The organism is Paracoccus sp. J56, from assembly GCF_019633685.1.
Classification (GTDB): domain Bacteria; phylum Pseudomonadota; class Alphaproteobacteria; order Rhodobacterales; family Rhodobacteraceae; genus Paracoccus; species Paracoccus kondratievae.
Window position 1 is genome coordinate 1 of record NZ_JAFL01000009.1, and the last position, 22,118, is coordinate 22,118.

The following is a 22,118-nucleotide window of genomic DNA, read 5'->3' on the forward strand; positions in this document are numbered from 1 at the left end:
CTAGAGTTCGGCACATAGATTTTGCTGTGTTTTCTGGGAGAAGCGTTTGACGGATGCGAGGATTTCGTCGGCAGATTTGACCCATCGATAGGGCTTGGGGTTTTCGTTGTGCGCGTCTATGAAGGCGGCGATATCGGCCTCCAGGTCTGCGGTGGAGCGGTGGACACCCCGTTGCAGTTGCTTGCGCGTCAGTTCCGCGAACCAGCGCTCCACCTGGTTGATCCAACTCGCCGAGGTGGGTGTGAAATGCACATGCCAATGCGGGCGCCGGGCGAGCCAGGCCTTGATTTTGGATGTCTTGTGGGTGGCGTAGTTGTCCATCACCAGATGCACATCCTGTCCTTGCGGCAAGGTTGCATCGATCCGCTTCAGGAAGTCTCGGAACTCGGTCGCCCGGTGCCGCTTGTAGCATTTGCCGATCACCGCCCCTGTGGCGATATCGAGTGCTGCAAGCAGCGAGGTCGTGCCGTGGCGGATATAGATAGCTATGGGTTCTCCGCTCGGCGACACCCGGCGCCATCGGCAACACCGGCTGTTCCCGATCCAGCGCCTGAATCTGGGATTTTTCGTCCACGCACAGCACGATGGCCCGGTTCGGCGGGGCCATGTAAAGGGCGACGATATCCTGCACCTTGTCGACGAACAGCGGATCGGTGGAAAGCTTGAAGGTCTCACTGCAATGTGGCTGCAGGCCGAAGGCGGCCCAGATCCGGCGGATCGTGGTGTGCGACAGGCCCGTCACCGCGGCCATCGAGCGGATCGACCACTGGGTGGCGTCCTTCGGCGTGGTGTTCAGCGTCCGTTCGATGATCTCGGCCACCTGGTCGTCCGATACCGTGCGGGGCCGGCCGGACGATATTCGTCGGTCAATCCCTCGATCCGGTCCCTGACGAACCGTCTGCGCCACTTGCCGACGGTATGCTCATGCACTCCGGGCCGCGCGCCGACCTCCTTGCTTTGCAGCCCTTCCGCGCAGAGCAGAACCATCCGGCACCGGGCCGACAGCGACCGCGTGGCCTGGTGACGCCGGACATGCGCCTCGAGAAAGTCGCGTTCATCGGCACTCAGAACCACCTCGCCCGCCACTCGGCCAACCATATCATCCCTCCGAAATCGGAGGGGTCAATGATATGAACTACAGTTCCAGATGACTAGGAGTTGCTTACCTTGTCGGGCTTGCTGCTTGCCCCGGCTGCAGAGCCGGGGGGGTATGTGCCGACCGAGAAAGCCGCGTACTGAAAGTACATTCAGCTGCGGATCAAATAACACCAAACAGGTACCTCCCGGCACGGCACAGACTACACCGCACCGGGAGTACAATTTAACCGGCGGTCGCCGTTTCCTTCTTGGAATCGGTATGGATCAGCAAAGGTTTGGCTGCCGAGTTTTCCACCGCCTCTTCATTGACCACGACCTCTTCCACGCTGTTCATGCCCGGCAGATCGAACATGGTATCAAGCAGGATATCTTCCATGATCGAACGCAGGCCGCGTGCCCCCGTCTTGCGCTTGATGGCGCGGCGGGCGATGGCGACAAGGGCATCATCGGTGAAGGTCAGCTTCACGCCCTCAAGCTCAAAGAGCCGCTGATACTGCTTGACCAGCGCGTTCTTGGGCTGGGTCAGGATGGTGATCAGCGCCTGTTCGTCCAGATCGCCCAGGGTAGCGATGACCGGAAGGCGACCGACAAATTCCGGGATCAGGCCGAATTTCAGCAGGTCCTCGGGCTCAAGCTGCTTGAAAAGCTCGCCCACACCCTTATCGTCATTTTCCTTGACAGAGGCGCCAAAGCCCATCGCAGTGCCTTTGTTACGCTGTGCGATGATCCGGTCCAGCCCGGCAAAAGCACCGCCGCAGATGAACAGGATGTTTGTCGTATCCACCTGCAGGAACTCTTGCTGCGGATGCTTGCGACCGCCTTGTGGAGGCACGCTGGCGACCGTACCTTCCATGATTTTCAGCAGCGCCTGCTGCACCCCCTCACCCGAAACATCGCGGGTGATCGAGGGGTTGTCAGATTTGCGGGTGATCTTGTCGACCTCGTCAATGTAGACGATGCCGCGCTGCGCCCGCTCGACGTTGTATTCGCTGGCCTGCAGAAGCTTCAGAATGATGTTTTCCACATCCTCGCCAACATAGCCTGCCTCGGTCAACGTGGTCGCATCAGCCATGGTGAATGGCACGTCCAGAATGCGGGCCAGGGTTTGCGCAAGCAGCGTCTTGCCACAGCCCGTGGGGCCAATCAGCAGGATGTTCGACTTTGCCAGCTCAATATCATTCTTTGAGCTGTGGTTCAGCCGCTTGTAATGGTTGTGCACCGCGACCGAGAGCACGCGCTTGGCATGTTCCTGGCCAATCACATAATCATCCAGAACATTACAGATCTCGCGCGGGGTCGGCACGCCGTCCCCGGATTTCAACGCCGAGCTCTTGGTTTCTTCGCGGATGATGTCCATGCAAAGTTCGACGCATTCATCACAGATGAATACGGTCGGACCGGCAATCAGCTTGCGCACCTCATGCTGGCTCTTGCCGCAGAAGCTGCAGTAGAGCGTATTCTTGCTGTCGCCACCGGTCGGATTGGCCATCAGTTGATCCTCGTATTGCACCGGAGGCCCGGCAAAAGCACCGGACGACCGCCTGTTTTGCACGTGGCCAGGCCACGCCATGCGTTGCCCATCATGTTACGAGCCACCCAAGCCCGTCACAATCCCCAAAACGCTCGTCCGACAGCTTCTCGCGGCCGGGATCACTTGCTGGGGTCGGCCTTGCCGCGCGGTTCCAGGATCTCATCAATGAGACCCCATTCCTTTGCTTCCTCGGGCGACATGAAGCGGTCACGCTCCAACGCCTCTTCGACTTCGCTCAGCTCGCGGCCCGTGTGTTTAACATAGATCTCGTTCAGGCGGCGCTTGAGTTTTTCGGTTTCACGCGCATGGATCAGGATATCAGTCGCCTGTCCCTGGAATCCTCCCGAAGGCTGGTGGACCATGACGCGGCTGTTGGGCAGCGAGAAGCGCATCCCCGGCTGGCCCGCACAGAGCAGAAGCGACCCCATCGAGGCCGCCTGCCCGACCACCAGGGTCGAAACGCGCGGCTTGATATATTGCATTGTATCATAAATCGACAGGCCCGCAGTCACCACACCTCCGGGGCTGTTGATATACATGCTGATGTCCTTGGTCGGGTTTTCCGCCTCAAGGAACAGCAACTGCGCTGAGATCAGCGTCGCCATGCCGTCATGCACCTGGCCCGAGAGAAAGATGATCCTTTCCTTCAGCAGGCGCGAGAAGATGTCATAGGCACGTTCGCCGCGGCTGGTCTGCTCTACGACCATCGGGACGAGCGTGTTCATGTAGAATTCTGCCGGATTTTGCATGTCTTTCCTTGCCTTGTGTCCCTGCCTGGCCTGCCCATCTTGCGACTCGTCGCGGGACCGTCCCGCCGTCCGGTCGTTCCTAGTCGCAAAAGGTTGACAGAGTCTTAGTAACGACAGCCCGAAAGGACAAGAGAGCGATAAAATTTGCTCCCCTCCGCCAGCGCCGGTAATCTGGCGTCCGAGCGACGGAGAAACGCATGAAACTGATCGTTGGCCTGGGCAATCCGGGCACGAAATATGCCGCGAACCGGCACAATGTGGGCTTCATGGCGGTCGATCGCATCGCCGCAGATCACGGTTTTTCGCCCTGGCGCGACCGTTTTCAGGGCCAGATCTCTGAAGGCCGGCTGGGAGGATTGCGTATCACCCTGCTCAAACCCGCGACATTTATGAATCTGTCCGGCCAGTCGGTCGGAGAGACAATGCGCTATCTGAAAATCGCCCCCGAAGACGTCATCGTGCTGCATGATGAGCTGGATCTCGCACCCGGCAAGGTACGGCTAAAGACCGGCGGAGGCCACGCCGGACATAACGGGCTGCGATCGCTTCACCAGCATATCGGCGAGGCTTATCGCCGGCTGCGCATCGGAATCGGTCACCCCGGCCACAAGGACCGCGTCGCGGGCTATGTCCTGTCGGATTTTGCCAAGGCCGAAGAGGCGGGGCTTGAGGATCTGTTGCGCGGCATTTCAGACGGGGCAGATGCACTGGCCAAGGGCGATGACGCGCGGTTCATGAACGCAGTTGCGGCAAGGGTCGCACCACCCCGGAACAGTGGCAGCAAGCCCGTGCGGGGTCCTGAACCGGGAAAGTCTGCGCGAAAGGCTGCGGATGATCCACCTGCCAATGACCCACCCAGCCTGGCAGATCGGCTGCGCGCGCTTACTGAACGGTTTCGTTGAATGGCGTGGCGTGACGCTTTTGCTGAACAGGCGCGGGCTTGCCGTTCTCTCGGCTCCCCCCTGACCGCGCAGGTTTGCGAAGCACTGGCCGAAATTCTTGCGCATGATCATGGCGCGTTAGCGGAACGGATACGGAATTGGCCGGGGGATCCCAGCTATCGTTCTGATTCCGTGCCGCTGCGGCTGTGCGGGGCGCTGCATGCGCTTGTGCTGACCGGACAGACCCAAGGTCTGGCCGGTGCCTATAAACGTTCTGACGAAAGCGTCTTGCGCAAAGAGATATCAAAGGTAATTCAACGCCATGAACAGCATATTCTAGAATGGATCGAGCATGCGCCGCAAACAAATGAGGTTGCCCGCTCGGCGGTATTGATCGCGGGTAGCTGGTTTCTGGCTGCGCTGCTGCCGGATTGCCGCTTTGATCTGCTGGAACTTGGCGCCAGTGCTGGAATCAACCTGAACTTTCCATTTTATAGTATTGAAATAAAAAATAATAATTTTCTTTATGAATATTCCGATACTGTCTGCCTCTCACCTGAGTGGCGCGGCAAACAGCCTTTGCGCGCAAAGCTGCTGATCGGATCGGCGCGTGGCGTGGATCTGCATCCGCTTGATCCCACTCGCGACGGGTTGCGGCTGCTTGCCTATATCTGGGCCGACCAGCACGAACGGCTTCAGCGCATGCGGGCAGCCCTGGCCGTGGCCAAGCGGCATCCCGTGCGCGTTGACCGCGACGATGCCGGTCACTGGCTTTCCAGGCAGTTGGCTGAACCCTGCCCCCATGGACGGCTTGTGTATCATACCGTGGCAGCGCAGTATTTCCCAACCTCGACCCGCGATCAGGTTGAGGCAGCGCTTGATATTGCTGGCGCCGATACCAGCGCCGATCGCCCATTGGCGCATCTGTCGATGGAATCTGACGGAGGCGAAGGCGCAGCCCTGACCCTGCGGTTGTGGACAGGCGGTGAGATGCGCAGATGGAGCCTTGGGCGGGCCGATTTCCATGCCCGCTGGATCGACTGGCAGCCTGAGGAGATATGACAATGGACGCGCCGATTAACATCCTGGGCACACCGCTTGAGTCCTGCTCGACCGCGCCATTGACCGGCTTTTTCCGCGATGGCTGTTGCAATACAGGTCCCGAGGATGTTGGCCGCCATACGGTCTGCGTCATCGTCACTGCCGAATTCCTTGCCCTTTCAAAATACCTTGGCAATGACCTTAGCACCCCGCGACCCGAATTCCGATTTCCCGGACTAAAGCCCGGTGACCGCTGGTGCCTGTGTGCCGCACGCTTTTTGCAGGCGGCCGAAGAGTTTGCCGCACCCAAAGTGGTGCTTGAGGCAACCCATTCTCGCACGCTGGAGATTGTGCCGCTGGCGCTATTGCAGGCTCACGCCTGGGACCCCGGGGACAGACCCGGGACCTAGCGCCCGATCCCGGCCAGGTAGTGCCGCACTGCCGCGACCACATGGCGGAAGCGGTCGCCGCCGAGATGCTTGCCACCATACCAGCGCGTCACAATCACCACATGGTCGGTCAGATCGGCGCGTTCCAGCATTTGCAGGATGATCTGGCTGGCCCCTGCCTCACCGTCATCGTCCCGTACCGCCTCGCCCGACAAAATCGCCGCCCAGGTGTTGTGGGTGGCCTTGGCAAAACGCTTGTTGCGGCGCAGCTCGGCAAGCAGTTCCCCGGCCTCATCACGGCTGCGCGCCGGACCACCCGATACCGCGTAGCGGGATCCGCGGTCCGAGATGATCTTGTCAAACACCCTTAACGTCATCTGCGGCGCCGGACGTAAAGCTCCAGCCGGTGCCGGACGATCTCATAGCCCATCTCGGCGGCGATCTCGGCCTGCAGGCGTTCGATACGCTCGTTGACGAACTCCATGACCTCGCCGGTTTCGACATCAATCATGTGGTCGTGGTGATTGCCGTCGGCAGGCTCGAACCGGGCGGGCTCACCCTCGAATTCAAGCTTCTGGATCACCCCCTGGGTCTCGAGTGCCGCAAGCGTGCGATAGACCGTCGCAAGCGACACCCCTGCCCCCGCAGCCATGGCGCGCTGATGCAGTTGGGTCGCGTCGGGGTGATCCTCGGCATCAGCCAACACCCGCAACAGTGCGGCCCGCTGGCGGGTAATGCGCACGCCGACCCGGCGCAGCGCGTCCTCAAAGGCTTGGGCGCGGCTCTCGATCTCCATGCCGCTTTCTGGCGCAGATGCGAATAAATTGCAACTGGCTTGACAGTTGAGAATCGTTCGCAGATAAGGGCATCAGCACAGGATTGAGATCATCATGAATCGCAGAAGCTTTCTGACAACGAGTCTGGCGGGGCTGGCGGCCCCGGCCATCATCCCGCACGCAGCCTGGGCGCAGAACGGCAAGCTCAAGGTGGCGACCACTTTCACCATCATTGCCGATATGGCGCGCAATGTGGCTGGTGACCGGGCCAAGGTGGTGTCAATCACCAAGCCAGGGGCCGAGATCCACAATTATGAACCGACGCCCAGCGATCTGATCGGCGTACGTGACGCCGGGCTGATCCTGCGCAATGGCATGAACCTTGAGCTGTGGTTTGAACAGTTCCTGAGAAACCTTGGCGACCTGCCCTCGGCTACCGTGACCGAGGGGATCGAGCCGATGCCGATTTCGGGCGGGCATTATGACGGCAAGCCCAACCCACATGCCTGGATGGCCCTGGATACTGCACTGACCTATATCGATAATATCGCCGCTGCACTGTCCAAGGCCGATCCCGGGGGCGAGGCGACCTACCGCGCCAATGCCGAAAACTATAAGGCTGAGATCGCCCGCACCATTGGCCCGCTGCGCGACGCCGTCCGTGCTTTGCCTGCTGAAAAGCGCTGGCTGGTCACATCTGAGGGGGCGTTCTCATATCTCGCCCGCGATTTCCACCTTAACGAACTGTTCCTGTGGCCGATCAACGCCGACGCGCAGGGCACACCCCAACAGGTGCGCCGGGTCGTGGATGCCATTCGCGAGCATGATATTCCGGTGGTATTCTCGGAAAGCACCGTCTCGGATCGTCCGGCGCGGCAGATCGCCTCTGAAACCGGGGCGCGCTATGGCGGCGTCCTTTACGTCGACAGCCTCTCTGACCCCGACGGACCGGTCCCGACCTATCTGGACTTGCTGCAGGTTACGTCAGAGACCATTCTCAAGGGGCTTTCGGATGAGTGACACCCCCGGCATCGAGGTCGCCGGCCTGACTGTGACCTATCGCAACGGGTTTACCGCTTTGCGTGATGCAAACTTTACCGTCCCGCAAGCCTCGGTCACCGCGTTGGTTGGCGTGAATGGCGCGGGAAAATCCACCCTCTTCAAGGCATTGATGGGGTTTGTTCCAGCGGCGGCCGGCAAGGTGCGCGTCCTTGGCATGGCCGTGCCGCAGGCGCTGCGCCAGAACCTGATCGCCTATGTTCCGCAAGCGGAAGAGGTTGACTGGACCTTTCCGGTTCTGGTCGAGGATGTGGTGATGATGGGCCGCTACGGCCATATGGGGTTTCTGCGTCGCGCGCGCCCCGAGGACCGCCGCGCCGTCGATGAGGCGCTGTCGCGCGTGAACATGCAGGATTTCCGCCATCGCCAGATCGGAGAGCTGTCGGGTGGGCAGAAAAAGCGTGTATTTCTGGCCCGAGCGCTGGCACAGGGCGCGCGGGTTATCCTGCTTGATGAACCCTTTACCGGCGTGGATGTAAAAACCGAATCCGCGATCATCGAGCTGTTGCAACAGATGCGGGATGAGGGCCGGGTCATGCTGGTTTCGACCCATGACCTGGGCTCGGTCCCCGAATATTGCGACCGTGTGGTGCTGGTGAAAAACACCGTTCTGGCCCATGGTCCAACGGACGAGGTTTTCACCCCCGAGAACCTGCGCCTGACCTTTGGCGGTGTGCTGCGGCACTTTGTTCTGGGGGCAAGGCATCTGCATGACGACGACGACCCGCGCGGCCTGACGGTTCTGTCCGATGATGAGCGGCCGCTGGTCTTTTACGACGACAAACAGCGCAGCACCCGCGAGGAGGCCGCGCCGAAATGATCCGCACATTACTGGTGCCCTTTGAATACAGCTATATGACCGATGCGATCTGGGTGTCGGCTCTGGTCGGTGGGGTTTGCGCCTTTCTTTCGGCCTATCTGATGCTCAAGGGCTGGTCGCTGATCGGCGACGCGCTGAGCCATTCGATCGTGCCGGGTGTTGCGGGGGCCTATATGCTGGGCCTGCCCTTTGCACTGGGGGCTTTTCTGTCCGGGGGGCTTGCCGCGCTGACCATGTTATTTCTGAATAAGCGCAGCGGCTTGCGCGAGGATGCAATCATCGGACTGATCTTTACCAGCTTCTTTGGGCTGGGCCTGTTCATGGTGTCGCTGAACCCGATGTCCGTCAGCGTACAAACCATCACCATGGGCAATATCCTTGCGATCACGCCCGAAGATACGCTGCAGCTGGCGCTGATCGGCGGCATCTCTCTGATCATTCTCGCGGCGAAATGGCGGGATCTGATGGTGGTCTTTTTCGACGAAAGCCATGCCCGGACCATTGGGCTGAACCCACAGGCGTTGAAGGTACTGTTCTTTACCCTTCTGTCGGCCTGCACGGTTGCGGCCATGCAGACGGTCGGAGCGTTTCTGGTCGTCGCGCTGGTCGTGACGCCCGGGGCTACCGCCTATCTGCTGACCGACCGTTTTCCCAGGCTGATCCTGACCTCGGTGGCAATCGGCTCTCTGACTTCGGCCATTGGTGCCTATGTGTCGTTCTTTCTGGACGGCGCGACCGGAGGGGTGATCGTCTGTCTGCAAACCCTCATCTTTCTGATCGCCTTCCTGTTTGCGCCGAAGCACGGCTATTTCGCCGCCCGCCGCCGTGCGCGAGAGGCGCTTGAGCCGACGCCGGAGGGCGCATGATGGATTGGCTGACTTTGCCCTTTACCTTTCCCTTCATGCGCGATGCGGCACTGATCGGGTTGATGATCGCCCTGCCCGCCGGTCTTTTATCCTGTTTTCTGGTGCTCAAAGGCTGGTCGCTGATGGGCGATGCGGTCAGTCATGCGGTGCTGCCGGGTGTAGTGCTGGCCTATATCGCGGGCCTGCCGCTGATCCTTGGCGCATTCGTTGCCGGGCTTGGCTGCGCCATGCTGTCGGGCTGGTTGCAGGGCAACAGCCGGGTCAAAGCCGACACGGTACTGGGCGTCGTCATGTCGGGCATGTTCGGGCTGGGGGTGGTGCTTTTCACCGCGATCCAGACCGATCTGCATCTGGATCACATCCTGTTTGGCAACATGCTGGGCGTTGGTCCCGAGGATCTGAGGCTGGCCGGGATCATCTCGGCCATGGTCGGGCTGGGGCTGATCCTGAAATGGCGCGACCTTGCGCTGCTGGCTTTTGACCCGGTGCAGGCGCGGGTTTCAGGACTGGCGCTTAACCTGCTGAACTATGGGCTGCTTGCCATGATTTCGGCCACGGTGGTTGCGATGCTCAGCTCGGTCGGGATCATTCTGGCCGTGGCGCTGTTGATCGCCCCCGGGGCGATTGCCTTTCTGGTCACGCGACGGCTTGCCGCCATGCTGGTTACCTCGGTTGGGGTCGCCGCATTCGGGGCGGTCGCCGGGGTCTGGATCAGCTTCTGGCTGAACAGCGCCCCGGCCCCGACCATCGTTCTGGTGCTGACGGTGCTTTTCGTGCTGGCCTTTGCGTGGCGCAACCTTGCCACACGCCGGGCGCAGGCGGCCGGTTAGACCGTCCGCCCGCCATCGACCTCAAGGATGACGCCGGTGATGAAATCGGCCTCATCCGAAGAGAGGTAAAGCGCGGCATTCGCGATATCGCGCGGCTGCGACAGCCGACCAAGCGGAATGGTCGACAGAAAGCGCGCCCGGTTCTCGGGCGTGTCTTCGCAGCCCATGAAAAGCTCAAGCATCCCCGTCTCGCCCATCACCGGGGCAATGGCGTTCACGCGGATACCTTCGGGCGCCAGTTCCACCGCCATGCTGCGGGTCAGCGTGTTCACCGCCCCTTTTGACGAATTGTACCAGGTCAGACCCGGACGCGGCCGGATGCCAGCGGTGGAACTGACATTGATCATCACGCCCTGCCCGCGCTTGCGCCAATGCGGCAACACCGCATGGGTCATATGAAAAATCGACAGCACATTGATGTCATAAATCTTGCGGAAAGCCGCCTCGTCCGTGTCCAGCAACGCGCCGTTCGGCGTCGTCCAGCCCGCATTGTTCACCACGATATCAAGGCTGCCGAACTCATCCAGGGTCTTGTCCACCGCTGCCTTGACCTGATCGCCCCGGCTGACGTCACAGGTAAGCGCAAGCCCGCTGATGGCCGAGGCGACCGCGCTTGCCGTCTGCGCGTTGACGTCCAGAATCGCGACCCGCGCCCCTTCTCGGGCAAATGTCTCGGCAATACCCTTGCCAAAACCCGAGCCTGCGCCCGTCACCAATGCCGTCTTGCCTGCAAGCCTCATGTCCCTTCCTCCCTCACTATGTAAAACGATGGACTACGGTTTTCAGGCGCGAGAATTCGTACAGGGCAGCAAAGCCCTTTTCGCGCCCGTGACCGGATTTGCGCACGCCGCCAAAGGGCAGTTCGATCCCGCCCCCGGCCCCGTAGCTGTTGATGAACACCTGCCCGCAGCGCATTGCCCGGGCCATGCGGGCCTGCCGGTCGCCGTCTTTTGTCCAGATACCGGCGACAAGCCCGTATTCGGTGCCATTGGCGATGGCGATGGCCTCTGCCTCGCTGTCAAAGGGGATGGCGGCCAGAACCGGGCCAAATATCTCTTCCTGCGCGATCGGGCTGGTCGGATCGACCGGGCCGAACAGCGCCGGAGCAACATAGAACCCCGCCGCCGGCGCGTCCTGTGCGATCCGCCCCCTTGCGATCAAAGGTGCGTCGGCCTCGTCAATATAACGCTCGACCCGCGCCTTTTGCCGGGCCGAGATCAGGGGGCCAAGCAGCGCCCCCTCGGCCGGGCTGGCCTCGACCGTCGCGAAGCGTTCGGCAAGCATGGTGGTCAGCCGTTCCCATATCCCGCGCTGGATCAGCACCCGCGACCCGGCGGAGCAGGTCTGGCCGCCGTTCTGGACAATCGCATTGACGATGACCGGCGCCGCTGCCACAAGATCGGCATCGTCAAAGACAATCTGCGGTGACTTTCCGCCAAGTTCCAGCGTGCAGGGAATGTGGTTGCGGGCGGCGGCGATATGGATCGCCTGTCCAACCTCGGGCGAACCGGTGAAGCTGATGAAATCGACGCCCGGATGTTCCGAAAGCGCCTGCCCCGCCACCACGCCGCGCCCGGTGACGATATTGATCGCGCCGGGCGGAAAGCCGCTCTCAGCTGCAAGTTCGCCTATGCGCAGGATCGTCAGACAGGCGTCCTCGGCAGGTTTTGTCACTGTCGCATTACCCATTGCCAGCGCCGCACCGACCGAGCGGCCAAAGATCTGCACCGGATAGTTCCAGGGAATGATATGGGCGGTCACGCCATGCGGTTCGCGCATGGACATGGCGTCGTAGCCGTTCAGGAACGGGATGACCTCTCCATGCAGCTTGTCCGCTGCGCCGCCGTAATATTCGAAATAACGCGCAAGTGCGGTCATATCGGCACGGGACTGAGCAACAGGCTTGCCGTTGTCGCGGGTCTCAAGCTGGGCAAGCGCCTCGGCCTCGTCCTCGATGCGCAGGGCCAGACGCAGCATCAGCCGTCCCCGCTCGGCGGCGGTCAATCGACCCCAGTCGCCCTCAAGGGCCGTCCGGGCAGCACGGACAGCCGCATCGACATCCTCGGGACCGGATTCGGCAATCATCGCAAAGGGCTGACCATCAATCGGCGAAATCATCGGCATTACAGCGCCCGAGGTGGCGGGCAACCACTCACCTCCGATCAGGTTTCTTGCGGGCGGCAGGACCGGGCCATGCGGCATATTTCACCTCCTGTCGGCGGGATTCGTCCGCTGTCAGCGTGACCGCCCCCAAGGCAGGACGCAAGACTGGCAAATGAGAATCGGCAGGTTAATCTGGGCGCAAAGAACAGCCCCGAGGTTTGCCATGACCAGACATCTCAGCGCCCATCCCGACGATCCCCATTACGTCAGCCGGTTAGGCTGGCTGCGTGCCTCGGTTCTGGGGGCAAACGATGGCATCGTCTCGGTCGGGGCGCTGATTACCGGCGTCGCTGCGGCCGATCCGGGGCGCGAGGCGATTCTGATCGCAGGCCTTGCCGGTCTGGTTGCGGGCGCAATGTCGATGGCGATGGGCGAATATGTCTCGGTCAGCTCGCAATCGGATACCGAGCGCGCCGATATCGCCCGCGAAGCCACCGCCCTGCGCGAAATGCCCGAAGAAGAACTGCACGAGCTGGCCGCGATCTACGAGGCGCGCGGTATGGCCCCGGGCACCGCCTTGCAGGCCGCGCGCGAGGTGAGCGCGCATGACGCGCTAGGTGCCCATGTGCGCGATGAGCTGGGGCTTAGCGAGGCCTCGAACGCCAACCCGTTGCAGGCGGCGCTGGCCTCGGCCGTGACGTTCAGCGCCGCGGCGGCGGTGCCGCTGATCGCAGCGATTCTGGCCCCCGGCGGCGCGGTTATCATCAGCGTTCTGGTCGCCGTCGTACTGGCACTGGCGGCGCTTGGTGCACTTGGCGCCTGGGCGGGGGGCGCTCCTCCCGGTCGGGCGGTGCTGCGCGTCACGCTGGGCGGGCTTTTTGCACTGGGGATCACCGCCGTGATCGGCAAGATATTCGGCGTCGCGGTCTAGCCTTCGCGCTCATGACCCGTGCTTGCAGCGATCAGCGCCCATGCATAATCGCTGGCCGCATAAACTGTCACCAGCATTCTCGGGACCTGATCCCGGATGAAGGTCATGTCCTTGTCCGGCATGACCGCCGTTGCTGCGACCATACGGCCTTCCTGGCCCACAGCGGGTTCTCCGGATCCTTCGTGCAGGTCCTGCAGTTCTCGCAGACTTTCCGGCTTTCAGAGGGGTTGCGCGTGACCGGAAAGATCATCGGCCGCTGCCTGTAATCAGGTCATCAGGGTTGCACCCACCCCCGCTGCCGCCCTATCTCGGGTCAGGCCAAGGAGAGATCATGGAAAAACGCACCCTTCCCGAGCGACCCGGCTGGCGTGACGAAGCCGAAAAGCTGGGCTTTACCTTTGCCGATATGGGCGGAGAGCCTTACTGGGACGAGACGAGCGCCTATCGCTTTACCCTGCGCGAGATCGAAGAGGATATCGAGGCCCCGGCGACCGAACTGCACGCACTGTGCCGCGAGGCGGTGGACCGCGCCGTGCAGGACGAATTCTGGCTGACCCGTCTTGATATTCCGCGCCAGCACTGGGACCTGATCGCAGCAAGCTGGGCACGCAGCGAGCCCGAGCTTTATGGCCGTATGGATCTGGCCTATGATGGAAAAGGTCCCGCAAAACTGCTGGAATATAACGCCGACACGCCGACCTCGCTTTACGAATCCGCAAGCTTTCAGTGGCTATGGTTCGAACAGCAGCAGGCGGCGGGCGTGCTGGATCCTGATGCCGACCAGTTCAACAGCATCCATGAGGCCATCGTTGCGCGCTGGACCCAGATCTGCGCCGATGGCGAGGATGTCCATTTCGCAGCCGATCCCGACAACCCCGAGGACTATGCGACAGTCGAGACGCTTGCCTGGGCTGCGCGCGAGGCGGGGCTTGGCGCCCATTTCACGCCGCTGGCACAGATCGGCGTGACAGACGAAGGGCAGTTTGCCGACGACCAGTCGTGCGTCATCGGCACGCTTTTCAAGCTTTATCCGTGGGAGGACATGCTGCGCGATGAATTTGCCACGCATCTGCAAAGCTCGGGCACACGTTTCATCGAGCCGCCGTGGAAGGCGATCCTGTCAAACAAGGGCCTCTTGCCGCTGCTGTGGCAGATGTTCCCCGGACATCCGAACCTGCTGCCCGCGTTCTTTCTGGCCGATGTGCAGGAGGCGCTGTCTGGTGGTACGCCTGCACCCGAGGTCGCCGATGCCTTTGGCGCGGCCCGTGACCTGCTGTCGCAGGGCTATGTCACCAAGCCGATCTTTTCGCGCGAGGGTGCCGGGGTAGTGCTGCATGAAAACGGGTCAGAGCTTGCCCGCACCCCGGATGACAGTTATTCGCATCATCCGATGATCGTTCAGGGGCTGGCCCGCCTGCCCGATTTCGGCGGTTTTCATCCTGTACTGGGTGCATGGATCGTTGGCGAAAGCTGCTGCGGCCTTGGCCTGCGCGAAGATCGCTCGCTCATCACCCACAACCTTTCCCGCTTCAAGCCGCATTTTATCGAGGGCTGACCCATGACCGAACGCCTTACCCGCAAACGCTCGCGCCACGTCGCGCTGGTTCTCGCCGGGACCGCGACCCTTGCCCTTGCCGCCTGTGAGGATGACCGTATGGACGCGCAAAGCTTTCCCGATCTGGAAAGCTGCATCGCCGCCAGCAAACAGGAAACCCTGTGGTTCACCGAAGAGGACTGCCGCAAGAACTTTGCGGCAGCCGAGCAAGAGTTTCTGGAAACCGCGCCACGCTACGAGTCCAAAGAGCTGTGCGAACAGCAGCACGGCGCCGGAAATTGCGGCAATGATCCTGTGGCGCAAAGCTCGGGCGGTGGCTTCTCGTTCATGCCGCTGCTGGTCGGTTACATGATGGGTTCGATGATGTCGCGCGGTGGCGGGATCTTTTCCCAGCCCATGGTCAAGACCGCCGACGGGCGCTTTTCGACACCCAAGGGCGACCAGAGTTTCGCCAGCAACCGTGGTGCAGGCAAGGTCCCCTCTTCGACCTTTCAACGCGCGCCCTCGACCATCGGTAAACCGCCGATGACCGCAGCACAGGTCAGCCAGCGGGGCGGCTTTGGCGCCTCGGCAACTGCCCGCTCGGGTCCGCGCAGCAGTTTTGGCGGCTGATCGGAACAGATAAGTTAACGCTAACATACACCCTTGCGATCCGACGCGGAAAAGCGCAACCTGCGCGCAGATTTCCGCAAGAACGAGGCCCGTCATGACCCCCGCAGAACAGTCCCGGAAAACCCGCGCGCTTTGTGAACTCGCTCCGGTGATCCCGGTTCTGGTGGTGGGCGATGCCTCGCGCGCCGAAGGGTTGGCAACCGCGCTGGTCACGGGTGGGCTGCCGGTACTTGAGGTGACGCTGCGCACCCCGGCCGCACTGGACGTGATCCGTGCCATGGCCAAGGTTCCGGGGGGCCATGTCGGCGCAGGGACCGTCCTGACCCCTGATGACGCCAAACGTGCCAAGGATGCAGGCGCAAGCTTTGCCGTTTCGCCCGGCCTGACCGAAACGCTTGCACGGGCCTGCGAGGACATCGGCCTGCCGCTTTTGCCGGGCGCCGTCACCGCCTCTGAGGTGATGCGGGCGATGGAGCTTGGCTATTCGATGCTGAAATTCTTTCCCGCCGAGGCTGCTGGCGGGGCCAAATCGCTGAAATCCTTGGCTGGTCCTCTGCCGCAGGTCAGCTTCTGCCCGACCGGCGGGGTCACGATGCAGAATGCGCCGGACTATCTGGATCTGCCGAATGTTGTTTGCGTTGGTGGCAGCTGGATTGCGCCCGACGCCGATGTCGCGGCAGGCAACTGGGGTGCAATCGAAACGCGTGCCCAAGACGCAGCCGCGTTAAAATGACCGCTACGCCCGACCTTGCCCATCCCGATGTGATGCGCCGAGCCTGGCGCAATGTAGCGGTTTTGCTGCTTGCGCAGGCACTGCTTGGCGCACAGATGTCGATGATTTTCATCGTCGGGGGGCTGGCGGGCCAGATGCTGAGCCCCAACCCCTGTATCGCCACCCTGCCACTGTCGATGATGGTCCTGGGGTCGGCCCTGTCGGCACGGCCCTTGTCCGGTTTCATGCGGCGGCACGGGCGACGGGCCGGGTTCCTGCTGGCCTGCGGCGCGGCGGCCTTGGGCGCAGCGATTGCAGCCTATGCGCTGGCTACCGGGTATTTCTGGCTTTTCACCGCCAGCGCGCTGCTGACCGGGGTTTATATGGCGGCACAGGGTTTTTTCCGTTTTGCCGCCACAGATTGCGCCCCGCCCGAGTTTCAGTCCAAGGCCATCTCATGGGTGCTGGCCGGCGGGCTTGCCGCAGCCTTCACCGGTCCGGCGCTGGTACGGATGACCGCCGATCTGACGGCCATTCCCTTTCTTGCCACTTACGGAGCAATCATCGGGCTGAACCTGCTGGGGCCGGTGCTGTTCGCTTTTCTTGATATTCCAACCACTCCGCGAGCTGTCGGAAGACATGCCGAAGGCCGCTCGGTCGCCGAGCTGATCCGCGTGCCTCAGATCGCCGTGGCGATGATCTGCGGCATGGTCTCTTATGCGCTGATGAATCTGGTGATGACTTCGGCCCCCTTGGCTGTGGTCGGCTGTGGCTTTGCCACCACCGATGCGGCGAATATCGTTTCAGGCCATGTGCTTGCGATGTTCGCGCCGTCATTTTTCACCGGCAATCTGATCGCGCGTTTCGGCGCCACCCGCATCGTCATGGTCGGCCTTGCGATTCTGGCCGGAGCTGGCGCAGTGGCCCTGTCGGGGGTCGAGTTGCCACATTTCTATCTGGCGATGATCCTTTTGGGGCTTGGCTGGAACTTTGGCTATATTGGCGCAACCGCCATGCTGACCCGCGCCCATCGGCCCGAAGAACGTGAGCGGGTGCAGGGGCTGAACGACGCCGTAGTGTTCTTTGGCGTGTTCCTGGCCTCTTTGTCTTCGGGCGGGTTGATGAACTGCATGGGCGGCTCGGCCCAAGCCGGATGGAGCGCGGTAAACCTTGCCATGCTGCCGTTTCTGGTACTGGCCGGTGGCGCACTTTTGTGGCTGATGCTGAGGCCGCGAGATCTGGCGCGGTAAAAGGGGGCTCTGCCCCCGCGCCTGCGGCGCTCCCCCGGGATATTTGGGCACGAAAGAAGCCGGGCGCGCGCCTAGAAAAGGGTCTTTTGATCCTTTGGCGCGGGCGGCCTGCGGCTGGTTTTGGAGGGCGGCGTGTCAGGTCGGGCCGTCATGCGACCATCCTGAAACTGGACCTCAAAGCGCGCGGTCTGCGTAGCCTCGGTCGCGGTGGTGATGAGGCCGTTCGGGCCCCGTATCACTGCAAAGCCGCGCCGCAGAGTCTCCTGATAGCCAAGCGTCTGGCGCAGCCTGTCCAGCCGGTCCAGCGCGTCACGGCGTTGCGAAATAGCGCGGACACGGACTGCGGTGAGGCGAGTGGTGAGCTGGTCGAGCGCAGCACGGTCACGGGCCAGTTGGCGGGTGCTGTCAGCAAGACCGCGCGCGCGGCCGCGTTCGAGTCGCTGCGCAAGGTCGATCAGGCGTTCGGATCTGTGCTGGCGCAGGCGCTGCAGGCCCTGCGGCAGGCGTGCAGACTGAGTTTGCAGTGCCTCGCGGCGATTGCGCATCATCGTCCGCAACATCGACAGGGACAGCGGCAGGGCGTTCAACTGGTCGCGGCGGGAGCGTACGAAACCGCGCAGGCCCGGCTCTAGCCGTTCGGCAAAAAGGTCGAAGCGTTGGCGCGCCGGATCAGTCAGGGCCTGTGGCCGGCCAAGCGCGCGGCCAAGATCGGAAAGCCGCTGACGCAGGCTTTGGCTACGGGCCTGGGCGGCGCGCATCATCCGCACCTGCAACTCGGTCAGCCGCGCGGCGAGTTCGGCCCGAACCGGCACCGCCATTTCGGCGGCAGCGGTCGGGGTGGGCGCCCGGCGGTCGGCGGCAAAGTCGATCAGGGTCGTATCGGTTTCATGCCCGACAGCCGAAATCAGCGGGATCTGACTGTCTGCCGCGGCCCGGACCACAACCTCTTCGTTAAAGCCCCAAAGGTCCTCAAGGCTGCCGCCACCGCGCGCAACGATAATAAGATCGGGGCGCGGGACAGGCCCGTCCTTAGGCAGCGCGTTAAAGCCGTGGATCGCTGCCGAAACTTGCGGCGCGCAGGCCTCTCCCTGTACTGCGACCGGCCAGATCAGCACCCGGGTTGGGAAACGGTCGCGCAGCCGATGCAGGATGTCGCGGATCACCGCCCCGGATGGCGAGGTCACGACGCCAATTACCCCTGGCAGTGCAGGCAGCGGACGTTTGCGCGCGTCGTCGAAAAGCCCCTCGGCAGCCAGTGCCTTGCGACGCTTTTCCAGCATCATCATCAGCGCACCAAGGCCGGCTGGTTCGATTTCCTCAACGATCAGCTGATATTTCGACTGACCGGGAAAAGTGGTGAGACGGCCGGTGGCGATAACCTCAAGCCCTTCTTCGGGCCGGGTCGAAAGGCGTGCAACCTGCCCTTTCCAGCTCACGGCGGCAAGCACCGACCGATCATCCTTGAGATCGAAATAAAGATGACCCGAGGAAGGGCGCGAGACGCGGCCGATCTCTCCACGAACGCGGACGCGGCCGAATTCGCCCTCGAGCACACGTTTGACCGCACCCGAAATCTCGGACACGGTGAACTCATGGGCGTTACTGGGGGCGGTGTCTTCAAAAAGCTCCATGTCCCGGTTGTGGCGCGGGCTGGTCGCAGGATCAAGGGGATTGATCCGGCGCGGGCCAGTTCCTAGAAGGCGCGGGACCAATGGCAAGGGGGCCTTTTGCGCATGAATATCCTGATCCTCGGCAGCGGCGGGCGCGAACATGCGCTGGCATGGGCGATCCGCCAGAACCCAAAATGCGACCGCCTGTTCGTAGCGCCGGGCAATGCCGGGATGGAGCCTCTGGTTCGACTGGCGGAGCTCGACATTCTCTCTGGTCCCGCTGTGATCGGTTTTTGTGAGGAAAATGCCATCGATCTGGTGGTGGTCGGCCCCGAGGCGCCGTTGGCAGCCGGGGTAGCTGATGATCTGCGCGGGGCGGGCATTCTGGTCTTTGGCCCGTCGCGGGCCGCCGCGATGCTTGAGGCATCAAAAAGCTTTACTAAAGAGGTTTGCGACGCCTGCGGCGCACCGACCGCCGCATGGGCACGGTTCGACGCCGCCGAGCCCGCCCGCGCCTATATCCATGAAAAGGGCGCGCCCATTGTCATCAAGGCCGACGGGCTGGCGGCTGGTAAGGGCGTGACCGTTGCCATGACCGAAGCCGAGGCCATCGCCGCCGTGGATGATGCCTTTGGCGGTGCCTTTGGCGAGGCCGGGGCCGAGGTGGTGATCGAAGAGTTCATGGAGGGCGAGGAAGCCAGCTTTTTTATCCTTTGCGACGGCACCGACTGCCTGCCGATCGGCACTGCTCAGGACCACAAACGTGTTGGCGAGGGCGATACCGGCCCGAATACCGGCGGCATGGGGGCATATTCCCCCGCCCCTGTCCTGACCCCCGCCATTCAGGAACAGGTCATGGACGAAATCGTGCGCCCGACCGTGGCCGAGATGGCGCGGCGCGGCACTCCGTTCCAGGGGGTGCTTTACGCCGGGCTGATGATCCAGAACGGGCGGGCGCGGCTGGTCGAATATAACGTCCGCTTTGGCGACCCGGAATGTCAGGTACTGATGTTGCGGTTGGGCGCGCAGGCGTTGGACCTGATCCTTGCCTGCGCCGAAGGGCGCCTTTCTGACATGACCGTGAACTGGGCTGACGATCATGCCCTGACCGTGGTTCTGGCGGCGAACGGCTATCCCGGCACCTATGAAAAGGGCAGCGCGATCCGGGGCCTTGATACCCTGCCACAGGACAGTTTCCGCATGGTATTCCACGCCGGAACTGCCCGGAAAGATGGCCAGATCGTAGCGAGTGGAGGCCGGGTTCTGGCCGCGACAGGACGCGGCGCAACACTGGCCGAGGCGCATGAGCGTGCCTATGAGCTGGCCCGCGCGATTGACTGGCCCGAGGGGTTTTATCGCCGCGATATCGGTTGGCGCGCACTGTAAAGATCAATCGGCCACCCTGCACCCCGCCCGGTCATGTCCGGGCGGGGTGTCCCCGCCGTCACGCCGAGGACAGGGAAAAGGCGGTAAAAAGCGCCGCCACGACAATTTTGATCTTTTCAACCCGGCGAGACGGGTCTTATATTCCGCGCCATGACTCGGACAAAGCAGATCATTGCCACGGCCCCCGACGCGCGAAACGGCGCGCGCTTTGCCGTGAACCTCCGCGGTCTCCTTCTTCTTACGCTGCGCTGAGCGGGTCTCCGGGCCGCCGCTCAGTCAGGTTCGTGCCCGGACCCTGTGAGCATGAAGAAGGATTCCCGAAATGACCGATCCGAACCGCGTATTGATCTTTGACACCACCCTGCGCGATGGCGAACAGTCGCCCGGCGCGACGATGAGCCATACCGAAAAACTGGACATCGCCGAGATGCTGGACGAGATGGGCGTCGATATCATCGAGGCCGGTTTCCCGATCGCCTCGGAGGGCGATTTCACCGCCGTATCCGAAATCGCCAAACGTTCGCGCAACTCTGCGATCTGCGGTCTGGCCCGCGCGCAGTTCCCCGACATCGACCGCTGCTGGGAGGCGGTGAAACATGCCAGACGGCCGCGCATTCATACCTTTATCGGTACCTCTCCCCTGCATCGCGCCATACCCAATCTGGACATGGACCAGATGGCCGAGCGTATCCAGCAGACGGTGACCCATGCCCGCAATCTTTGCGACGACGTGCAATGGTCGCCCATGGACGCAACCCGGACCGAGCATGACTATCTGTGCCGGGTGGTCGAGATCGCGATCAGATGCGGTGCCCGCACCATCAACATCCCCGACACCGTTGGCTATACCGCGCCGCAGGAATCGGCCAAGCTGATCCGTATGCTGATCGAGCGGGTGCCGGGCGCGGATGAGGTGATCTTCTCGACCCACTGCCACAACGACCTGGGCATGGCGACGGCGAACTCGCTGGCCGCGGTCGAGGGAGGCGCGCGTCAGATCGAATGCACGATCAACGGTTTGGGCGAACGTGCCGGCAACACGGCCCTGGAAGAAGTTGTGATGGCGCTGAAGGTGCGCCATGACATCATGCCCTTCACGACCGGCATCGACACCACCAAGATCATGGCGCTGTCGCGGCGGGTGTCGCAGGCCTCGGGCTTTGTCGTCCAGCCGAACAAGGCGGTGGTCGGCAAGAACGCCTTCCTGCATGAATCCGGCATCCATCAGGACGGCGTGCTGAAAAACGTCGAAACGTTTGAGATCATGAAACCCACCGATATCGGTCTGAATGAGGCCAATATCGCCATGGGCAAGCACTCGGGTCGCGCTGCCCTGCGCGCCAAGCTGCGCGAGCTGGGCTATGAGTTGGGTGACAACCAGCTGAAGGACGTCTTTGTCCGCTTCAAGGCATTGGCCGACCGCAAGAAAGAGGTCTATGACGACGACCTGGTTGCGTTGGTGCAGGACGCAGCAACGAATACCGAGGACGATTACCTGCAGGTCAAGCATCTGCGCGTCGTCTGCGGCTCGGACGGGCAGTCGGCCGATCTGGTCATGCTGGTCGGTGGCGAGGAAAAGACCGTTCATTCCTCGGGCGACGGGCCGGTCGATGCTTGCTTCAAGGCCGTCAAATCAATCTGGCCGCATAATGCGCATCTGCAACTCTATCAGGTCCATGCCGTGACCGAGGGCACGGACGCTCAGGCCACCGTGACCGTGCGGATGGAGGAAGAGGGGCGCATCGCCACCGGGCAAGCCTCGGACACCGACACGATCCTTGCCAGCGTCAAGGCCTATGTCGGTGCGCTGAACCGCCTGAAAGCCCGCCGCGACATGATCGGTCAGGGCGGAGACGCAAAACAGGTCAGCATGTATTCGCACTGACCTGTTGCTGGAAATACGAAAAGAGGGGCGGCTT

At 62.3% G+C, this 22,118-nt stretch carries 23 protein-coding genes and 2 pseudogenes; 14 read left to right on the top strand and 11 right to left on the bottom strand.

Annotated elements, in window-relative coordinates:
* The 5 genes and pseudogenes from M511_RS19425 to M511_RS08235 all read right to left on the bottom strand — a co-directional run bounded on the left by M511_RS19425 (window position 1) and on the right by M511_RS08235 (window position 3,378).
* Entirely contained in the window at window positions 1-510 is a 510-nt protein-coding gene (locus M511_RS19425; protein WP_254901048.1) for an IS630 family transposase, read from the bottom strand.
* Between the two features lie 253 nt (window positions 511-763).
* Window positions 764-907, bottom strand: a pseudogene (locus M511_RS19580) (IS630 family transposase); the annotation flags it as partial.
* Window positions 847-1,098: pseudogene (locus M511_RS19435) on the bottom strand (helix-turn-helix domain-containing protein); the annotation flags it as partial. The pseudogenes M511_RS19435 and M511_RS19580, both read right to left, overlap by 61 nt.
* 223 nt (window positions 1,099-1,321) lie before the next feature.
* Window positions 1,322-2,587, bottom strand: coding sequence for an ATP-dependent Clp protease ATP-binding subunit ClpX (gene clpX, locus M511_RS08230; RefSeq protein ID WP_085501904.1), 1,266 nt, complete (start codon window positions 2,585-2,587; stop codon window positions 1,322-1,324).
* 161 nt (window positions 2,588-2,748) lie between these two features.
* Window positions 2,749-3,378: an ATP-dependent Clp protease proteolytic subunit gene (locus tag M511_RS08235; RefSeq protein ID WP_085501905.1), complete on the bottom strand. Its 630-nt coding sequence runs from the start codon at window positions 3,376-3,378 to the stop codon at window positions 2,749-2,751.
* A 197-nt stretch (window positions 3,379-3,575) separates the two neighbouring features.
* Between M511_RS08235 and pth the strand changes: the two genes are divergently transcribed.
* From pth to M511_RS08250, 3 genes are read left to right on the top strand one after another with little or no spacing between them, the layout of a single operon-like run.
* On the top strand, window positions 3,576-4,280 hold the full coding sequence (pth, locus tag M511_RS08240; protein ID WP_085501906.1) for an aminoacyl-tRNA hydrolase: 705 nt from the start codon (window positions 3,576-3,578) through the stop codon (window positions 4,278-4,280).
* Window positions 4,281-5,321, top strand: a complete 1,041-nt coding sequence (locus M511_RS08245; protein ID WP_085501907.1) for a DUF2332 domain-containing protein — start codon at window positions 4,281-4,283, stop codon at window positions 5,319-5,321.
* A gap of 2 nt (window positions 5,322-5,323) precedes the next feature.
* Window positions 5,324-5,710: a DUF2237 family protein gene (locus M511_RS08250; protein ID WP_085501908.1), complete on the top strand. Its 387-nt coding sequence runs from the start codon at window positions 5,324-5,326 to the stop codon at window positions 5,708-5,710.
* On the opposite strand, the gene M511_RS08255 is transcribed toward M511_RS08250, so the two are convergent.
* Complete coding sequence (locus M511_RS08255) at window positions 5,707-6,066, bottom strand: YigZ family protein (protein WP_010394913.1); 360 nt, start codon at window positions 6,064-6,066, stop codon at window positions 5,707-5,709. The two genes, M511_RS08250 and M511_RS08255, sit on opposite strands and share 4 nt — an antisense overlap.
* Window positions 6,063-6,485 carry a Fur family transcriptional regulator gene (locus tag M511_RS08260; protein WP_010394910.1) on the bottom strand — a complete coding sequence of 141 codons (423 nt, stop codon included), beginning with the start codon at window positions 6,483-6,485 and terminating at the stop codon, window positions 6,063-6,065. The genes M511_RS08255 and M511_RS08260 overlap by 4 nt, the downstream gene beginning before the upstream one ends.
* 94 nt (window positions 6,486-6,579) lie before the next feature.
* Between M511_RS08260 and M511_RS08265 the strand changes: the two genes are divergently transcribed.
* The 4 genes from M511_RS08265 to M511_RS08280 are packed head-to-tail and all read left to right on the top strand — an operon-like array spanning window position 6,580 to window position 10,040.
* Window positions 6,580-7,485, top strand: coding sequence for a metal ABC transporter substrate-binding protein (locus M511_RS08265; protein ID WP_010394907.1), 906 nt, complete (start codon window positions 6,580-6,582; stop codon window positions 7,483-7,485).
* Complete coding sequence (locus M511_RS08270) at window positions 7,478-8,344, top strand: manganese/iron ABC transporter ATP-binding protein (RefSeq protein WP_010394905.1); 867 nt, start codon at window positions 7,478-7,480, stop codon at window positions 8,342-8,344. Before M511_RS08265 ends, M511_RS08270 begins: the two co-directional genes overlap by 8 nt.
* The gene (locus tag M511_RS08275; protein ID WP_085501909.1) at window positions 8,341-9,210 is read left to right on the top strand and encodes a metal ABC transporter permease; all 870 of its coding nucleotides are present in this window, start codon (window positions 8,341-8,343) and stop codon (window positions 9,208-9,210) included. Before M511_RS08270 ends, M511_RS08275 begins: the two co-directional genes overlap by 4 nt.
* Window positions 9,207-10,040, top strand: a complete 834-nt coding sequence (locus M511_RS08280) for a metal ABC transporter permease (protein WP_085501910.1) — start codon at window positions 9,207-9,209, stop codon at window positions 10,038-10,040. Before M511_RS08275 ends, M511_RS08280 begins: the two co-directional genes overlap by 4 nt.
* Here M511_RS08280 and M511_RS08285 read toward each other — a convergent pair.
* Window positions 10,037-10,780, bottom strand: coding sequence for an SDR family oxidoreductase (locus M511_RS08285; protein WP_085501911.1), 744 nt, complete (start codon window positions 10,778-10,780; stop codon window positions 10,037-10,039). The genes M511_RS08280 and M511_RS08285 overlap by 4 nt on opposite strands.
* 16 nt (window positions 10,781-10,796) lie before the next feature.
* Complete coding sequence (locus tag M511_RS08290; protein ID WP_085501912.1) at window positions 10,797-12,242, bottom strand: aldehyde dehydrogenase family protein; 1,446 nt, start codon at window positions 12,240-12,242, stop codon at window positions 10,797-10,799.
* Between the two features lie 124 nt (window positions 12,243-12,366).
* On the opposite strand from M511_RS08290, the gene M511_RS08295 reads away from it, so the two are divergent.
* Window positions 12,367-13,074: a VIT1/CCC1 transporter family protein gene (locus M511_RS08295; RefSeq protein ID WP_010394893.1), complete on the top strand. Its 708-nt coding sequence runs from the start codon at window positions 12,367-12,369 to the stop codon at window positions 13,072-13,074.
* Here the strand turns inward: M511_RS08295 and M511_RS08300 are convergent.
* The gene (locus M511_RS08300; protein ID WP_176224528.1) at window positions 13,071-13,217 is read right to left on the bottom strand and encodes a hypothetical protein; all 147 of its coding nucleotides are present in this window, start codon (window positions 13,215-13,217) and stop codon (window positions 13,071-13,073) included. The two genes, M511_RS08295 and M511_RS08300, sit on opposite strands and share 4 nt — an antisense overlap.
* Window positions 13,218-13,405: 188 nt before the next feature.
* On the opposite strand from M511_RS08300, the gene M511_RS08305 reads away from it, so the two are divergent.
* From M511_RS08305 to M511_RS08320, 4 genes are all read left to right on the top strand, one after another.
* Complete coding sequence (locus M511_RS08305) at window positions 13,406-14,629, top strand: glutathionylspermidine synthase family protein (protein ID WP_085501913.1); 1,224 nt, start codon at window positions 13,406-13,408, stop codon at window positions 14,627-14,629.
* Window positions 14,630-14,632: 3 nt separating this feature from the next.
* Complete coding sequence (locus M511_RS08310) at window positions 14,633-15,241, top strand: DUF1190 domain-containing protein (protein ID WP_085501914.1); 609 nt, start codon at window positions 14,633-14,635, stop codon at window positions 15,239-15,241.
* A 94-nt stretch (window positions 15,242-15,335) separates the two neighbouring features.
* Window positions 15,336-15,974: a bifunctional 4-hydroxy-2-oxoglutarate aldolase/2-dehydro-3-deoxy-phosphogluconate aldolase gene (eda, locus tag M511_RS08315; protein ID WP_085501915.1), complete on the top strand. Its 639-nt coding sequence runs from the start codon at window positions 15,336-15,338 to the stop codon at window positions 15,972-15,974.
* Window positions 15,971-17,203 carry an MFS transporter gene (locus tag M511_RS08320; protein WP_085501916.1) on the top strand — a complete coding sequence of 411 codons (1,233 nt, stop codon included), beginning with the start codon at window positions 15,971-15,973 and terminating at the stop codon, window positions 17,201-17,203. The genes eda and M511_RS08320 overlap by 4 nt, the downstream gene beginning before the upstream one ends.
* 71 nt (window positions 17,204-17,274) lie before the next feature.
* Here M511_RS08320 and xseA read toward each other — a convergent pair whose 3' ends face one another.
* Entirely contained in the window at window positions 17,275-18,834 is a 1,560-nt protein-coding gene (gene xseA / locus M511_RS08325) for an exodeoxyribonuclease VII large subunit (RefSeq protein ID WP_010394879.1), read from the bottom strand.
* 102 nt (window positions 18,835-18,936) lie between these two features.
* Between xseA and purD the strand changes: the two genes are divergently transcribed.
* Window positions 18,937-20,199, top strand: coding sequence for a phosphoribosylamine--glycine ligase (gene purD / locus M511_RS08330; protein WP_010394877.1), 1,263 nt, complete (start codon window positions 18,937-18,939; stop codon window positions 20,197-20,199).
* 322 nt (window positions 20,200-20,521) lie between these two features.
* Window positions 20,522-22,084, top strand: a complete 1,563-nt coding sequence (locus M511_RS08335) for a 2-isopropylmalate synthase (RefSeq protein WP_010394876.1) — start codon at window positions 20,522-20,524, stop codon at window positions 22,082-22,084.
* The last annotated feature ends 34 nt before the right edge of the window (window positions 22,085-22,118 follow it).

Coding starts and splice junctions, on each gene's coding strand:
- clpX (WP_085501904.1), bottom strand. CDS start 2,587: ATGGCCAATCCGACCGGTGGCGACAGCAAGAATACGCTCTACTGCAGC.
- M511_RS08235 (WP_085501905.1), bottom strand. CDS start 3,378: ATGCAAAATCCGGCAGAATTCTACATGAACACGCTCGTCCCGATGGTC.
- pth (WP_085501906.1), top strand. CDS start 3,576: ATGAAACTGATCGTTGGCCTGGGCAATCCGGGCACGAAATATGCCGCG.
- M511_RS08245 (WP_085501907.1), top strand. CDS start 4,281: ATGGCGTGGCGTGACGCTTTTGCTGAACAGGCGCGGGCTTGCCGTTCT.
- M511_RS08250 (WP_085501908.1), top strand. CDS start 5,324: ATGGACGCGCCGATTAACATCCTGGGCACACCGCTTGAGTCCTGCTCG.
- M511_RS08255 (WP_010394913.1), bottom strand. CDS start 6,066: ATGACGTTAAGGGTGTTTGACAAGATCATCTCGGACCGCGGATCCCGC.
- M511_RS08260 (WP_010394910.1), bottom strand. CDS start 6,485: ATGGAGATCGAGAGCCGCGCCCAAGCCTTTGAGGACGCGCTGCGCCGG.
- M511_RS08265 (WP_010394907.1), top strand. CDS start 6,580: ATGAATCGCAGAAGCTTTCTGACAACGAGTCTGGCGGGGCTGGCGGCC.
- M511_RS08270 (WP_010394905.1), top strand. CDS start 7,478: ATGAGTGACACCCCCGGCATCGAGGTCGCCGGCCTGACTGTGACCTAT.
- M511_RS08275 (WP_085501909.1), top strand. CDS start 8,341: ATGATCCGCACATTACTGGTGCCCTTTGAATACAGCTATATGACCGAT.
- M511_RS08280 (WP_085501910.1), top strand. CDS start 9,207: ATGATGGATTGGCTGACTTTGCCCTTTACCTTTCCCTTCATGCGCGAT.
- M511_RS08285 (WP_085501911.1), bottom strand. CDS start 10,780: ATGAGGCTTGCAGGCAAGACGGCATTGGTGACGGGCGCAGGCTCGGGT.
- M511_RS08290 (WP_085501912.1), bottom strand. CDS start 12,242: ATGCCGCATGGCCCGGTCCTGCCGCCCGCAAGAAACCTGATCGGAGGT.
- M511_RS08295 (WP_010394893.1), top strand. CDS start 12,367: ATGACCAGACATCTCAGCGCCCATCCCGACGATCCCCATTACGTCAGC.
- M511_RS08300 (WP_176224528.1), bottom strand. CDS start 13,217: ATGGTCGCAGCAACGGCGGTCATGCCGGACAAGGACATGACCTTCATC.
- M511_RS08305 (WP_085501913.1), top strand. CDS start 13,406: ATGGAAAAACGCACCCTTCCCGAGCGACCCGGCTGGCGTGACGAAGCC.
- M511_RS08310 (WP_085501914.1), top strand. CDS start 14,633: ATGACCGAACGCCTTACCCGCAAACGCTCGCGCCACGTCGCGCTGGTT.
- eda (WP_085501915.1), top strand. CDS start 15,336: ATGACCCCCGCAGAACAGTCCCGGAAAACCCGCGCGCTTTGTGAACTC.
- M511_RS08320 (WP_085501916.1), top strand. CDS start 15,971: ATGACCGCTACGCCCGACCTTGCCCATCCCGATGTGATGCGCCGAGCC.
- xseA (WP_010394879.1), bottom strand. CDS start 18,834: ATGGAGCTTTTTGAAGACACCGCCCCCAGTAACGCCCATGAGTTCACC.
- purD (WP_010394877.1), top strand. CDS start 18,937: ATGAATATCCTGATCCTCGGCAGCGGCGGGCGCGAACATGCGCTGGCA.
- M511_RS08335 (WP_010394876.1), top strand. CDS start 20,522: ATGACCGATCCGAACCGCGTATTGATCTTTGACACCACCCTGCGCGAT.